This window comes from Mesorhizobium sp. B1-1-6 (assembly GCF_006443035.1).
Classification (GTDB): domain Bacteria; phylum Pseudomonadota; class Alphaproteobacteria; order Rhizobiales; family Rhizobiaceae; genus Mesorhizobium.
Genome location: NZ_VFWR01000001.1, coordinates 1 through 15,258 on the forward strand (window position 1 = coordinate 1; position 15,258 = coordinate 15,258).

The 15,258-nt window shown below is 61.8% G+C and carries 13 protein-coding genes; 8 read left to right on the forward strand and 5 right to left on the reverse strand.

Translation table 11 applies throughout. The features are described 5' to 3' along the window. The 8 genes from FJ979_RS00005 to rpmG form a co-directional block, all read left to right on the forward strand. Positions 1-280: hypothetical protein (locus FJ979_RS00005; protein ID WP_140528014.1), on the forward strand; the 280-nt coding region annotated here is incomplete at its 5' end. 345 nt (positions 281-625) lie between these two features. After that, positions 626-3,244: a type I DNA topoisomerase gene (gene topA / locus FJ979_RS00010; protein WP_140579673.1), complete on the forward strand. Its 2,619-nt coding sequence runs from the start codon at positions 626-628 to the stop codon at positions 3,242-3,244. 6 nt (positions 3,245-3,250) lie between these two features. Next, entirely contained in the window at positions 3,251-5,569 is a 2,319-nt protein-coding gene (gene rnr, locus FJ979_RS00015) for a ribonuclease R (RefSeq protein WP_140579674.1), read from the forward strand. Beyond that, on the forward strand, positions 5,569-6,015 hold the full coding sequence (locus FJ979_RS00020; protein WP_140501566.1) for a DUF983 domain-containing protein: 447 nt from the start codon (positions 5,569-5,571) through the stop codon (positions 6,013-6,015). Before rnr ends, FJ979_RS00020 begins: the two co-directional genes overlap by 1 nt. 73 nt (positions 6,016-6,088) lie before the next feature. After that, positions 6,089-6,829 (forward strand): NUDIX domain-containing protein, encoded by a 741-nt coding sequence (locus FJ979_RS00025; RefSeq protein WP_140518285.1) that lies wholly within the window; start codon positions 6,089-6,091, stop codon positions 6,827-6,829. A 23-nt stretch (positions 6,830-6,852) separates the two neighbouring features. Next, a complete protein-coding gene (locus FJ979_RS00030; RefSeq protein WP_140501562.1) occupies positions 6,853-8,028 on the forward strand; it encodes an MFS transporter in 1,176 nt (391 codons plus the stop codon). A gap of 148 nt (positions 8,029-8,176) precedes the next feature. Continuing rightward, positions 8,177-8,635: a hypothetical protein gene (locus FJ979_RS00035; RefSeq protein ID WP_140501560.1), complete on the forward strand. Its 459-nt coding sequence runs from the start codon at positions 8,177-8,179 to the stop codon at positions 8,633-8,635. Positions 8,636-8,787: 152 nt separating this feature from the next. After that, positions 8,788-8,955, forward strand: coding sequence for a 50S ribosomal protein L33 (gene rpmG, locus FJ979_RS00040; protein ID WP_006201775.1), 168 nt, complete (start codon positions 8,788-8,790; stop codon positions 8,953-8,955). Between the two features lie 270 nt (positions 8,956-9,225). Here the strand turns inward: rpmG and FJ979_RS00045 are convergent, their stop codons facing one another. The 5 genes from FJ979_RS00045 to FJ979_RS00065 all read right to left on the reverse strand — a co-directional run bounded on the left by FJ979_RS00045 (position 9,226) and on the right by FJ979_RS00065 (position 15,238). Then, on the reverse strand, positions 9,226-10,365 hold the full coding sequence (locus FJ979_RS00045) for a hypothetical protein (RefSeq protein ID WP_140579676.1): 1,140 nt from the start codon (positions 10,363-10,365) through the stop codon (positions 9,226-9,228). A 572-nt stretch (positions 10,366-10,937) separates the two neighbouring features. Continuing rightward, positions 10,938-12,005 (reverse strand): sn-glycerol-3-phosphate ABC transporter ATP-binding protein UgpC, encoded by a 1,068-nt coding sequence (gene ugpC, locus FJ979_RS00050; RefSeq protein WP_140579678.1) that lies wholly within the window; start codon positions 12,003-12,005, stop codon positions 10,938-10,940. Between the two features lie 3 nt (positions 12,006-12,008). Continuing rightward, positions 12,009-12,857, reverse strand: coding sequence for a carbohydrate ABC transporter permease (locus tag FJ979_RS00055; protein WP_140501552.1), 849 nt, complete (start codon positions 12,855-12,857; stop codon positions 12,009-12,011). Beyond that, the gene (locus tag FJ979_RS00060) at positions 12,857-13,780 is read right to left on the reverse strand and encodes a sugar ABC transporter permease (protein WP_140501550.1); all 924 of its coding nucleotides are present in this window, start codon (positions 13,778-13,780) and stop codon (positions 12,857-12,859) included. Before FJ979_RS00060 ends, FJ979_RS00055 begins: the two co-directional genes overlap by 1 nt. 180 nt (positions 13,781-13,960) lie before the next feature. Continuing rightward, on the reverse strand, positions 13,961-15,238 hold the full coding sequence (locus tag FJ979_RS00065) for a sugar ABC transporter substrate-binding protein (RefSeq protein WP_140579680.1): 1,278 nt from the start codon (positions 15,236-15,238) through the stop codon (positions 13,961-13,963). Positions 15,239-15,258 lie beyond the last annotated feature (20 nt).

Consider the following 15,258-nt stretch of genomic DNA (forward strand, 5'->3'; position numbering starts at 1 on the left):
GATCTACACTGATGCCAACGGCATGACGCTCTATACCTATGACAAGGACGAGAAGGGCAAGACCAACTGCTATGACAAATGCGCCACAAACTGGCCGCCGCTGAAGGCCGAGGCCGGCGCCAAGGCGGACGATGAATGGACCGTAGTCGACCGTACCGACGGCACCAAGATGTGGGCCTATGACGGCAAGCCCGTCTACACATTCATCAAGGACAAGAAGGCCGGCGATGTGTCGGGTGATGGCGTCGGCGGCGTCTGGCATATCGTCAAGGCCGACTAAGGCTGCCACCTTAACTTCGACGTTGCTGCCGGGCGTGCCTCCAACGCCTGGCAGCCCGCACCAGACGCGCTGGCGCGGCATTTGGCTCAATACACAGGGTCGCCGGCGACTCATCGGCGCCAATTTGAGCCGCTCCTCACCGCTCCAGCCATTTGTCTTAGTTACCCCTCAACAATGTGATCTTCTCCATACACTCTTAGAGTGTATTGCTGCCGGCACTCTTGCAATTTGGCCGCTTCCCCTTGACCGGATGCAAAAGCGCGGCCATGTGAGCGACGAACAGAACCGAGATTTCGTCGCGCGCAGCGGAATTCTTCTGCCGCATCACAGCTGATATGAGCCCTCATGGACGTCGTCGTCGTCGAATCGCCGGCCAAGGCGAAGACAATCAACAAATACCTCGGCAAGAACTACAAGGTCCTGGCCTCGTTCGGCCATGTCCGTGATTTGCCGGCCAAGGATGGCTCGGTGCGACCGGACGAGGATTTCGCCATGTCCTGGGCGGTCGACACGGCATCCGGCAAGCGCCTCGCCGACATCGCCAAGGCGGTCAAGGACGCCGACGGCCTGATCCTCGCCACCGACCCGGACCGCGAGGGCGAGGCCATTTCCTGGCACGTTCTGGAAGTCTTGCGGCAGAAGCGCGCGCTGAAGGACAAGCCGGTCAGCCGCGTCGTCTTCAACGCCATCACCAAGAGCTCGGTGCTCGAGGCGATGGCCAATCCGCGCCAGATCGATGCGCCGCTGGTCGACGCCTATCTCGCCCGCCGGGCGCTCGACTATCTCGTCGGCTTCACTCTCTCGCCGGTACTGTGGCGCAAGCTCCCCGGAGCCCGTTCCGCCGGCCGCGTGCAGTCGGTCGCCTTGCGGCTGGTCTGCGACCGCGAATCCGAGATCGAACGCTTCATCCGCGAGGAATACTGGCAGATCGCTGCCATCCTCGGCACGCCGCGCAACGAAAATTTCGAGGCGCGCCTGACCGCTTTCGAGCGCAAGAAATTGCAAAAGCTCGACATCGCCAACAAGGCGCAGGCCGACGACATCAAGGCCATGCTCGAGGGCGCGGCCTTCAAGGCGCTGTCCGTCGAGGCAAAACCCACCAAGCGCAATCCAGGCCCGCCCTTCACCACCTCGACATTGCAGCAGGCCGCCTCGTCGGGCCTCGGCTTTTCGGCCAACCGCACGATGCAGGTGGCGCAGCGCCTCTATGAGGGAATGGAGATCGGCGGCGAGACCACCGGCCTGATCACCTATATGCGAACCGACGGCGTGCAGATGGCGCCCGAGGCGATCGACGCGGCACGCGATGCCATCGCCAAGGAATTCGGCCCCAAATACCTGCCGGAAAAGCCGCGCCTGTACACGACCAAGGCCAAGAACGCCCAGGAAGCGCACGAAGCGATCCGCCCGACCGACTTCATGCGCACGCCGGCATCGGTCAGGCAATATCTCGATGCCGACCAGATGCGGCTCTATGAATTGATCTGGAAGCGCGCCATCGCCAGCCAGATGCAGCCGGCGGAGATCGAACGCACCACGGTCGAGATCGAGGCGGTCAACGGCGCGCGCACGGCCGAGTTGCGCGCCGTCGGTTCAGTCGTGCGCTTCGACGGTTTCATCGCCGCCTATACCGACCAGAAGGACGATGATTCCGAGGACGAGGAAAACCGCCGCCTGCCCGAAATCCGCGCCGGCGAGCAGCTTGCCCGCCAGGCGATCAACGCCACCCAGCACACGACCGAACCGCCGCCGCGTTATTCCGAAGCTTCGCTGATCAAGAAGCTGGAGGAGCTCGGCATCGGCCGGCCGTCGACCTACACGGCGATCCTGAAGACGCTCGAGGACCGCGACTACGTCACCATCGACAAGCGCCGGCTTGTGCCGCAGGCAAAGGGCCGGCTGCTGTCGGCCTTCCTGGAAAGCTTCTTCGAGCGTTATGTCGAATATGACTTTACCGCATCGCTTGAGGAAAAGCTCGACGAGATCTCCGACGGCAAGCTCGCCTGGAAGGACGTTCTGCGCGATTTCTGGAAGGATTTTTCCGGCGCCGTGGCCGACATCAAGGAACTACGCGTCACCGATGTGCTCGATGCGCTGAACGAGGAACTGGCGCCGCTGGTTTTCCCTGCCCGGGAGGACGGCTCCAATCCGCGCATCTGCCCCAAATGCGGCACCGGCAATTTGTCGCTCAAGCTCGGCAAGTTCGGCGCCTTCGTCGGCTGCTCGAACTATCCCGAATGCTCCTTCACCCGCCAGCTCGGCGACGCGGCCAATCCCAATGGCGAGAATGGCGGCGGCGAAGACGGCACCAAGGTGCTCGGCAAGGATCCCTACACGGCTGAGGAGATCACGCTGCGTAGCGGCCGCTTCGGTCCCTATATCCAGCGTGGCGACGGCAAGGAAGCCAAGCGTTCCAGCTTGCCCAAGGGCTGGACGCCCGATTCGATCGACCATGAGAAGGCGCTTGCCCTGCTTTCCCTGCCGCGCGATGTCGGCAAGCACCCGGAAACCGGCAAGATGATCTCGGCCGGGCTTGGCCGCTACGGGCCTTTCGTGCTGCATGACGGCACCTACGCCAATCTCGACAGCATCGAGGATGTATTCTCGATCGGGCTCAACCGCGCTGTTTCGGTGATCGCCGAGAAGCAGTTGAAGGGCAAGGGCGGCCGCAATGGCGGCACTGCGGCAGCCCTCAAGGAGCTTGGCGATCATCCCGACGGCGGCGGCAAGATCGTCGTGCGCGACGGCAAATACGGGCCTTATGTCAATTTCGGCAAGGTCAATGCCACGCTGCCCAAGGGCAAGGATCCGCAATCGGTGACGATGGAGGATGCGCTGGCGCTGATCGCCGAGAAGGAAGCCAAGGGCGGCGGCAAGAAGCCTTTCCGCAAAGCGGCGGCGGCCAAGGCCCCCGCTACCAAGAAGACGGCGGCCAAGAAGCCTGCCGCCAGGAAAAAGGGATAGAACGGCGTGGCGCGCAGGATCTCCGCAACAACCCACGGCGACCCGCGCACCGCCGACACAACGGCCAAGGTCAAGGGCGATTACAGGCCCTCGCGTGACGAAATCCTGCGCTACATCGCCGAAAATCCGGATCGCGCTGGAAAACGCGACATCGCCAAGGCGTTCGCGCTGCGCGGCCCGGACCGCATTTGGCTGAAGGATCTCCTGCGCGACCTGCAGGACGAAGGCGTCCTGACCAAGGAGCGTAAGCGCCTGGCCCGCGTTGGCGCCCTGCCCCATGTCACGGTGCTCGATATTTTCGACCGCGACGCCAACGGCGTGCTGCTGGCGCGTCCCACCGAACACACCGCCAATGGACCGCCCCCCATCGTTTCCATCCGCCTGTCGCGCAGTGGCGGCGGACCGGCGCCTGGCATTGGCGACCGCGTGCTGGCCAAGACCTTTCCCGCAGACGACACGAACGTCGCCTTGGGCGGCCCGGCCTACACAGGGCGGGTGATGAAGATATTCGAGAAGCGCACAGATGCCGTTCTCGGCGTCTTTCGGGTGCTTCAGGACGGCAGTTTCCGCATCGAGCCGGTGGAGCGCCGGCAACCCGAACTGATCGTCGACAAGGAATTCCAGAACGGAGCCAAGAACGGCGATCTCGTCGAGGTCGAGCCCGCCCGGGCCTCGCGCTATGGCTTGCCGAGAGCAAAAGTGCTCAACGTGCTGGGCTCGCTGACCAGCGAAAAGGCGGTCTCGATGATCGCCATCCACGCACATGACATTCCGCATGTCTTCCCGGCCGATGTCATCGCCGAAGCCGAAGCCGTCAAGCCTGCGACGATGGCCAACCGCGAGGACTGGCGCGAACTGCCGCTGGTCACCATCGACCCGGCCGACGCCAAGGACCACGACGACGCGGTGTTCGCTACGCCCGATCTCGATGAGAAGAACCCCGGCGGCGTGGTCATCACGGTCGCCATCGCCGACGTGGCTGCTTACGTCCGCTACGGCACGGCACTCGACCGCGAAGCGCTGAAGCGCGGCAATTCGGTCTATTTCCCCGACCGCGTCGTGCCGATGCTGCCCGAGCGCATCTCCAACGATCTCTGCTCGCTGCGCGAAGGCCAGGATCGCCCGGCACTGGCAGTGCGCATGACCTTCTCGGCGGACGGGCGCAAGGTCAGGCATTCCTTCCACCGCATCATGATGAAATCGGCGGCCAAGCTCGCCTACCCGCAGGCGCAGGCGGCGATCGACGGCGTGCCGGACGACAAGACCGGGCCGATCCTCGACGCAGTGCTGAAGCCGCTATGGGATGCCTATGCGGTCCTCAAGCGCGGACGCGATGGCCGCCAGCCGCTCGAACTCGATCTGCCCGAGCGCAAGATCCTGCTGAAGCCCGACGGCACTGTCGATCGCGTCGTCGTGCCGGAACGGCTCGATGCCCATAAGCTCATCGAAGAATTCATGATCCAGGCCAATGTCGCCGCCGCCGAGACACTCGAGGCGAAGAAGCAGGCGCTGGTGTACCGCACCCACGACGCGCCCTCGCTGGCCAAGCAGGAATCGCTGCGCGAATTTCTGCAAACCCTGGGCCTGTCGCTGGCGCGCGGTGCGCAGATGCGGCCCGCCCAGTTCAACGGCATTCTCGAGCGCGTGCGCGGCGCCGACAATGAAGGTCTGGTCAACGAGGTGGTGCTGCGCTCGCAGAGCCAGGCCGAATATTCACCCAAGAACATCGGCCATTTCGGCCTCAACCTGAACCGTTACGCGCATTTCACCTCGCCGATCCGCCGTTACGCCGACCTCATCGTGCACCGCGGGCTTATCGCCGCACTCGGCCTCGGCCCAGGGGGCCTGACGCAGGAGGAGGAAGCGCGGCTCGAGGATGTTTCGGTGCTGATTTCCGGCACAGAACGCCGTGCAATGGCGGCCGAACGCGACACGGTCGACCGGCTGATCGCCGCTTATCTCGCCGAGCGCATCGACGACCGTTTCGACGCCCGCATTTCGGGCGTCACCAAATCGGGACTATTTGTCCAATTGCCGCAGTATGGCGCGGATGGTTTCATCCCCGTGTCAACTCTGGGCGGCGATTACTATATATACGACGAAACGGCCCGCTCGCTCTACGGAGAACGCTCGGGCAAGGGTTATCAGCTGGCGGACCGTGTCGAGGTCCGTCTCGTCGAGGTGGCGCCGATGGCCGGCGCGATGCGCTTTGAGATGTTGACCGACCCGAAGCCCCTGCCTGGCTCCGTCAGGTCGTTTCACAAGGCAAAGGGCCGCGCCCGTGCGTCACAATCGCGCCCAGGCTCGCGTGGCAGGAGACGATGATGGCAAGAGTCACGGAAGAACAGGTTTTCGGCGGTGAACATCACTCGGGCCGGGTCGCGCGACCGCTGTGGACGGCGATGAAGCGCGGCATGCTCGGCCGCTGCCCGCATTGCGGCGAAGGCAAGCTGTTTCGCGGCTTCACCAAGACCGTCGAGACATGCAGCGTCTGCGGCGAGGAGATACACCATCACCGCGCCGACGATCTGCCCGCCTATCTGGTCATCGTCATCGTCGGCCACATCGTGCTCGGCGCCTTCATGGGCGTGGAGGCGACGTCGACCCTTTCCACCTGGCAGCACATCGCCATCTGGGTACCCTTGACGATCCTGCTGTCGGTTGCCCTACTGCAGCCGGTGAAAGGTGCCGTCATCGGATTGCAATGGGCATTCTATATGCACGGTTTTGCTGGCGAACACGACGTGGCCGAACCCCATCCCGGTGCTTGAGGTGCTGGCTGGCGCAACGTGCCAACCGTCAAGGCTACTTTCGCATGCAAGACGTTTCCGCTAGGTCCTGCGCATGGAAGGAATGACCAAGGCGGACGTCGACAGGATCGACAAGGGTCTGGCCACGCATGGCGGCCGGGCGATTCGTCCACGCGATGCCGCGACCCTGATCCTGCTCGACGGCAAGGGCAACGACGCGCGGGTCCTGATGGGTCGCCGTCATGCCCGTCACGCCTTCATGCCAGGCAAGTTCGTTTTTCCTGGCGGCCGTACCGACCCGGCGGACAGCCGCATCCCCACCGCCACCGCGCTGCATCCCGAGCAGGAAGCAAAGCTCATCGCCGGCCCCGGCCGCACGAGCGAGGCGCGTGCCCGCGCCATCGCCTTGTCGGCCATCCGCGAGACCTATGAGGAAGCCGGGCTGCTGATTGGTCGCAAAGGCGCCTTCGCCACGACAAGGTCTGATTGGCAAGGCTTTGCCGAACATGGGGTGCAACCTGCCCTGGACATGCTGCGCTTCATTGCGCGCGCCATCACGCCGCCCAACCGGGTGCGCCGCTTCGACACCCGCTTCTTCTGCGCCTGGCGCGATGATGTCGCCGTCGAACTGACGGGCGGCGGTCCGACCAACGAACTCGAGGAACTGGTCTGGCTGCCGCTTGCCAAGGCCAGGGAAGCCGACATTCCCGACATCACCCGGATGATCCTGGACGAGCTGGAAAGCCGCCTCGCCCATGATCCGCTGTTGCGTCCGGGCGGTCCCGTGCCCTTCTACCGGCTTGTCCGCAACCGCTTCACCCGCGAAATTCTGTAGAACATCGAGTATTCAGACATAACATGACGGTCGATACCCAACCAAAGGGCGACGAGCGCGTACACTGGCTGCCGATGGTGGCGGCGATCTCGTCGATCAGCGTCGTCGGCATCGCCATCGGCCTCGGCATGCCGCTGCTCAGCGTCATCCTGGAAACGCGCGGCCATTCGGCCTCGATGATCGGCCTCAACACAGCCGTCGCCGGCCTGGCCTCGATCGCCGGCGCCCCGTTGGCCACGCCGCTCGCCATGCGCTTCGGCGTTGCCTGGACGATGATCGCCATGATTGCCGCCGGTGCGCTGGCCTTCGTCGGCTTCCACTTCGCACCCGATTTCTGGATGTGGTTTCCGCTGCGCGTCGTGCTGCACATCGCGCTGACGGTGCTGTTCATCCTGTCGGAATTCTGGATCAGCACCTCGGCGCCGCCGCATCGGCGAGGTCTTGTGCTCGGCATCTACGCCACCGTGCTGTCGCTCGGCTTTGCCGCGGGGCCGTGGCTGTTCGCCCATCTCGGCAGTTCCGGCTTCAGGCCTTTCGGAGTCATCATCGCATTGGTGGCGCTGGCCGCGATCCCGGTGCTGGCGGCGCGTAACGAGAGCCCGACGATCGTATCTGACGGCGAGACCAGCAATTTCCTGCGTTATATCTGGCTGGTGCCGACCGCCACCGCCGCCGTACTGGTGTTTGGAGCCGTCGAAACGGGCGGTTTCGCCCTGTTTCCGGTCTATGGCAACCGCATCGGCTATTCCGAAGCCGACGCCGCCTTGCTGCTCACCATGATCGGCCTCGGCAACGTGCTCTTGCAGATCCCGATCGGCATGATCAGCGATCGCGTCTCGGACCGCCGCTATCTGCTTCTGGCCTGCGCCACTGTCGGACTCGCCGGTACGATCTTCATGCCGCATCTGGCCGGCAACTGGCACCTGATGGCGGGCCTTCTGTTCGTCTGGGGCGGCGTGGTCGCGGCCATGTACACGATCGGCCTCGCCCATCTCGGCTCGCAGCTTTCCGGCCATGAACTGGCTTCCGCCAATGCCGCCTTCGTGCTGTGCTACGGCGTCGGCATGGTGCTCGGCCCGCAGGCGATAGGCATCGGCATGGATGCGTTCGGTCCCTCTGGCTTCGGCTGGTCGCTCGGCCTGTTCTTCGCCGCCTACATGGTTCTTGCCAGCGTCAGGTTGGTCCGCAAGATCTTGTAAGCCGCCACCGCGCAAACCGGATTCACGATCGCCCACTACCGGCTGGCCCATAACTGGCTACCCCCGGATGACTGGCTGCTGACAGAACCGTGTCAGCAGCCACGGTTTATACGGAGACCTCAAAACACCTGAAGTTGAGGAGACTCCGATGATCGACAGCGGCTTTGAAACCACATCATTGCGGATGACGCTGCTCCTGCTTGTCACTTTCCAGGCGCCGGCCGCGGATGTCGACCGCATCATGGACGCCGTGGTGGCGCTGGCGCCGCTGGCCATGGGTAAATATGACCGCAACGCCTACCAGTCGGCGCATGGCATCGAGCGCTACCGGCCACTTGACGGCGCAGCCGCCGGCGCCGAGACCGAATTGCGGCGGCGCCCCGGCACGGTCGAGGTTTCGTTCGAATTGCCCGATGACCAGGAATTGGCGGCGCGCGTCGTCGAAGCGATCTTCCAAGCGCACAGCTACCAGGAGCCGGTGATCCGCATTCAGCCGGTCCTTGCCAGCCGTTCCAAGGGGTTGGACGACCGCGCCAATCCGAATCGCTGGTGGAACACCACGGGAGATTGGAAGAAAACCATCGTTCTGGAGGCGGAACACGTATGAATGCCGACAGGCATTGGCGTCCGTGACGGCCGCAAGGCGCGTCGGGCTTGACTTTCCGGGCGCGTTCTTTATGTGTCGCGGCAAGTTTCCCGCGTCCGGGTGTTTTCCCGTGCTCCAGCGGCCAAAACCCCACGAACAAACGGACTGATACCATGGCCAAAGCCGCAAACATCAAGATTAAGCTTCTGTCGACCGCCGACACCGGTTTCTTCTACGTGACCAGCAAAAACAGTCGCACCAAGACGGACAAGCTGTCGTTCCGCAAATACGACCCGGTCGCCAAGAAGCACGTCGAGTTCAAGGAAACCAAGATCAAGTAATCTGGTTTTTCCAAGAGAATGCCGAAACGCCGCCCATCGGGCGGCGTTTTTTGTTCCTAAAGCATTGATTTCATTGGATGGTAGTCAAACCCAGCATAACGGCCAACGATGGGGCTGCTATAGTCACAAAGCCCGCGTGAGGCAGGGGCCTTGTCGAGCGGCTCTCATAAACCGCGAAAGGCGTGCGCGTCGTCACCGCATAAATCTCCACGACAAAAGCCACGGCGCCTCAGCAAGGATCCAGAGAATTTGTCTCTACGCAGCTTTGCCCTAGCCACAAGAAAGTGGTTCCAAGTACCTTTTCATGACATGCAATGGCACATAGTCACCCTCGACTAGATTTCCACCTTCCTCGTTCACAAGCACCATTAAAGCCTGAGTAGACTTTCTCATAAACACTGATAACTCAGATCGTATTGGTATATTACAAGAGAATCCTTTAATCATGATTAGAGAGAGTCGATTTTCGTCCATATTGAATTCGAGTTTAGACAAATCATCGTTAAACGGCCGACTGTGGAAAATGATAAGCTCTCCACGATCATTTATGGCTATTTCAATTTTAATAGGAAATTCAAATTGGATTCCACCAATTACGTAAGACTCACGTCTCTGAACTATTTCTAGGATTTTAGATATATCATCTTTAATATTAGATGTGTCGTTCTTTATCGAATTCGCTATCTGCAAAAATTGGTCAAATTTGGCTTCGAGTTTCGGTAGCGAATTGCGCAAATACCCAAGGCGAGACGCGATGAAGGCGACCTCCGCTTTGTGATTTTGCTTCAATGCCTCCCGCATGAAGGCAAGGAAAATAAGAGCCCAGCCCGGCTCATCATCTGTCGCCTTTCCACGAAAAAATGACGCGAAATCGGCAGGAACGGCCAGTTGGTCCTTTCCCTGCTCCGTTCCAGCGATGAGATCGCGCAGAACGCGCTTGCACGCTGCATCCAGACTCGCCTGGACCGCTGCAAAGTCGCGAGCCGATACCGCGCCGTCCAAGTTTGTCTCTATTTCATCGACAACGTCCTTGTTGGATTCTAGCTTCAATGGCCCGCCCAATCCGATCTGCTTATGCAGATAGCGGCGCGCGGCACTAGCGAACTGAATCCTCGCGCGACGCTCCGGCGGCCGTCCGCCAAGCCGCAACTGGTCGGCCTCTTGCGTATCGACATACATGCGCACCATCACGAGTGAAGAGGTGAGTTCACTGAGTCGAATGGCGTGCTCCAAATCGTGGTTTGCTGGAACCGCGCCTGTATGAGCGCGCAGCTTGGATGCGACGTCCTCGTAGATCGCTTTATAACGTCCGCCAAACAGCGTCTCGCCGATCTTATCTAGGATGTCGCCGGCATTTTCGAGCGCCTTCCAACCGATCACCGCCCCGATGTATCCGCAAACCGAGATCATTCGTCTAGGTCCCTGATGATGGCCCAAAGTAGGGCGGCAGTTGACCAGAAATCAAGAATACCAAACGGCTGAGCCTAGCTCATATCCCGCCGCGGACGGTGGAGTTCAAAGAGATTTAGGCTGCTTTGCCGGCCGCCCTGGGATAGAGCGTGGCTTGATACTGCTGCCCTCGCTGTCCGCTAGGCGTCAATTCGCGACTGAATCTGTTCCGTGATTTCGCTGCGTATGAAAGCAATTCTCCGGTCTCCGAGCGTGATGGCAGACGGAAGCCGTCTTCTGACATACCGGTTCACCGGCCTAGGCTGGTCATTCTCGCGGCATGGTTCAGTGATACGAGCGTCGGCGGAGTTGTTATTCGCAGGCATTATAAATCTCCCCCCCGCCGCGTTGCGGCGATTCAAGAACCAAACTGATTGATGAAAGGACGCACATGATGGCGGCAGGAGGAGGTTTCTATTAATGTGGCTCCGCAATGCGGTTGGCCCGGGTCAAGCAAGTTTCGACTCGCCAAAAGGCCGTATGGTTAGAATATGCCCAGCGGGCAACAGAGTGGCCGCTTGGCGGCCGCGCCCCTACCCTACCCGGTCGGCGCTTTTCGGGTCGAAAACATGCAGCGCCGCCGGATCGGCCGATAGCCGCACCGTCTCGCCAGGCTTCACGCCGGCGCGGCCCATGGCGAACACGCAAAGCTGCTGGCCGGCCAGCTTGACGTAGAACTGCGTCGAGAGGCCGAGCGGCTCGACCACCGCCACTTCGCCTTGCAGCGGGCCGTCATCCGCCAGCCTTATATGCTCCGGCCGCAAACCGACGGTAACCGCATCGCCTTCCCTGAGCGGCAGGCCATCCGGCAATCGCAGTTTCTGGCCATCGGACAGCACTGCATCCGCCTTGCCGCCCTTCTCAACACTCGCCGGCAGGAAATTCATGCCGGGCGAGCCAATGAATCCGGCGACGAACATGTTGGCCGGCCGGTCATAGAGGTCGAGCGGCGCGCCGACCTGCTGGACGACGCCGTCATGCATCACGACGATGCGATCAGCCATGGTCATGGCTTCGATCTGGTCATGCGTGACATAGACCGATGTGGTCTTCAGTTGCTGGTGAAGCGCCTTGATCTCGGCGCGCATGTGCACGCGCAGCTTGGCGTCGAGGTTCGAAAGCGGCTCGTCGAAAAGAAAGACCTTGGGATCGCGCACGATGGCCCGGCCCATGGCGACGCGCTGGCGCTGGCCGCCGGAAAGCTGGCGCGGCAGGCGTTGCAGAAAATTGTCCAGCCCAAGCCGCCTGGCGGCGCCGTCGACCCGCGCGTCGATCGCCTGCTTTTCCGCCTTCCTCAGCATCAGGCTGAAGCCCATGTTCTTCGACACGTCCATATGCGGATAGAGCGCGTAGGACTGGAACACCATGGCGATGTCGCGGTCCTTCGGCGCGACGTCGTTGACCAGCCGCTCGCCGATACGGATCTCGCCATCGGAAACCTCCTCCAGACCGGCGATCATGCGCAGAAGCGTCGATTTCCCGCAGCCGGACGGACCGACGAGGACGACGAACTCGCCGTCGGCGATGTCGAGGTCGACCGCGTGCAGCACACGCACGGCGCCATAGTCTTTGCGGACTTTTTCCAGCGTAACGGAAGCCATCGATTATCCCTTTACGGCGCCGGCGGTGAGGCCGGTGACGAGATAGCGTTGCAGGAAGCCGAAGAAGATGCAGACCGGGATCAGCGCCAGGATCGACGCCGCCATCATCTGCCCCCAGTCGACGGCGAACTTGCCGATGAAGGTGAGCAGGCCGACGGCGAAGGTCTTCTTGTCATCGCTGGAGATCAGCATCAGCGCGAACAGGAGTTCGCTCCAGGCAGCGGTGAAGACAAAGCCGAGCGTGGCGCCCATGCCGGGTAGCGTCAGCGGCACGATCACCCGGCGCATCGCCTGCGCGCGTGTGCAGCCGTCGATCATCGCCGCCTCCTCCAGGTCCTTCGGTATGCCGTCGAAGAAGGACTGCATCAGGAAGGTTGCAAACGCGGTATTGAAGGCGGTGTAGATGATGATCAGCCCGGTCAGGCTGTTGATCAGGCCGATCTGGCCCATCACGCGATAGATCGGTGGAATGACCATGACTAGCGGGAAAGTCTGGGTCAAAAGCAGCATCAGCGCCAGTGCCGCCTTGCCGCGAAAGGTGAAGCGCGACATGGCATAGCCGGCAAGCGTCGCGATGACAGTCACCAGGGCAGCCGTCGAAACCGAGACGATGACGCTGTTGAGGAAATAGCGCGGAAAGTCGGTCGCCTCGAGCACGGTGACGAAGTTCTGCAACGTCATCTGCGACGGCCAGAAGGTGATGCCTTCGGAATAGAGAAGCCGTTCCGGCGTAACCGATATCTTCAGCGTCCAGAAGATCGGGAACAGGGCGAAGATCACATAGGCCGCGATGGCCGCATAGAGCCCGACGCCGCCGAAGAAGCGCTGCGAAGATGAGCGTCCCGCAATCATCAGACGTGCCTCACCAGGGAGCGGCGGATGGCGATCAGCGCGATCGCATAGGCAATGAGCAGGACGAGCAGCAGCACGGCAACCGCCGATGCGTAGCCCTTGTCCAGCGACTTGAAGGCACTGACATAGATGTAGACCGGCACCGTGTTGGTCGACCCGGCCGGCCCGCCCTCGGTCATGACGAAGATCAGGTCGGCGAAAGTGGCGATCCAGATGGTACGCAGCATCACCGTGATGGCGATGGTCGGCGCCAGGAACGGCAGCGTCACCTTGGTGAAGCGTTGCCAGGGCGAGGCGCCGTCGATCGCTGCCGCCTCATGCAGTTCCGAGGGAATGGATTTCAGTGCCGCCAGCAACGTGATGGCAAAGAACGGGATGCCGAACCAGACATTGGCGACGATCGGCCCCCACATGGCGGTCGAGGGATCGGAGAGAACGTTTGTCGGCTCGGCCTTCAGCCCCAGCGCGAACAGCCAGTGCGGCAGCGGCCCGATGATCGGATTGAACAGCCATGCCCATGTCAGGCCCGACAGGAAGGACGGCACCGCCCAGGGCAGGAACACCAGCGCCTGCACCACCTTGCGGCCCCGAAACGGCTTGTCGAGCAGCAGCGCCAGGCCAAGGCCGAGGAAGAACTGGAAGAACAGGCTGGAGAGCGTCCACCACAACGTATTGACCAGCGCCTGGCCGAGCACGGCATCCGACAGCATCGCCTGGTACTGGCCGAGCCCGACATATTCCGACTTGAAGGCCGAAAACTTACGGAACGAATAGCTGATGCCGATGACCAGCGGCACCAAAAGCACCACGACCAGCAGGATGATCGCCGGGCTAAGATAAAGCCAGGGTTCGCTGGCAGCGTGCGTCAGCCGCTTGCGGCGCGGCCTCCCGGCGGGTCGTATTTCGGAAACGGCATAGGTCATTTGGGCTCAACAGTGGTGAGTGGGTGCCGGCGAAGGCGACAGCACCCTTCTCCCGTATACGGGGAGAAGATGCCGGCAGGCAGATGAGGGGCAGCGCCAGGCTGACAGAACGTAGCGCCGCCCCTCATCCGGCCCTATCGGGCCACCTTCTCCCCGTGAACGGGGAGAAGGAAGAAAAAACTACTTCTTGTTCTTCGCCATCCAGTCCTGCTGTTCCTTGGTCAGGAAGGCGGCCCATTGGTCGGCAACCTCCTTGGCCGCCTTTTGGCCCAGCAGCACTTCCTGGAAATTCTTGATCGCCACCTGGTCGACGAAATTGCCGAGGTTCTCCAGATGCGTCGGGGGCGTCACCATTTCATATTTGGCGCTGTCGCTGAGCTCCGTGAACCAACCCTTGAACTGCTCGGTCTTGAAATGCGGATCCTGGTCGGCGCCGTTGTGGATCGGGACGACGCCGACTTCCTTGGCCCATTCCAGATTGTCCTTGGGCGAGAGCAGCGTCGCCATCAGCTTCCAGGCGTCGTCCTTGTGCTGCGAATTGGCGAACATCGCCCAGCCGGCATAGCCGAGCGTCGGATAGGATTTGCCGCTCGGTCCGACCGGCAGCGGCGCCACGGCGAAGTCGTCGGCGCTCATCTTGTCGGCGATGCCGAGCAGCGCGTCGGGATCCTGGTTGAGCATGGCGCAGGTGCCGGAATAGAAGCCGGTGACGGTTTCGTTGAAGCCCCAGCTCACCGCGTCCTTGGGCGCCAGACCCTGCTTGTACATGTCGGCCAGCATCTGCAGGCCCTTGACCGAGCCCTCCTCGTTGATGGTCGAGGTGCCGTCTTCGTTGAAGTAGCCGCCCTTGCCGGCGGCGATGTTCATGAACATGTGCATGCCGTTGAAGGCGCCGGGCCCGCCGCGCAGGCAGTAGCCGTATTTGCCGGGCAACGCCGAGATCTTTTTGGAATCGGCGACGAACTCGTCGAGCGTGGCCGGCGGGCCGTCGAGGCCGGCTTCCTTGAACAGCTTCTTGTTCCAGAACAGCGCGTTCACATAGTAGCCGTAAGGGATCATGAACTGGGTGTTATTGACGGTCGAGCCGAACTGCTTGGCGCGCTCGCCGAGCGTCTTGGCGTCGTCCCACTTGGCCATGTACGGGCCGAGATCCTCGAGCTGGGCGTTGTTGGCGTAGAGGCCCATCCAACGTTCCGGCATCTCGACCACGTCGGGCGTATCGCCTGCCTGCACCATGGTCAGGAACTTTTCGAAAGCTTGGCCCCAGGGCAGCGAGACCAGCTCGACCTTGATGCCGGGATTGGCCTTTTCGAATTCGGCGATCTGCTTCTTCAGGAACTCCGTGCGCGGCGGGCTGGTGATGACTTCGACCATTTTCAGGGTCGAATCGGCCAGCGCGTTTCCGGCGGAAATCGCCAATCCCGCGGCTGTGGCAAGCATGACGGTCAGTTTTTTCATCTTCAAGACTCCCATTTTGA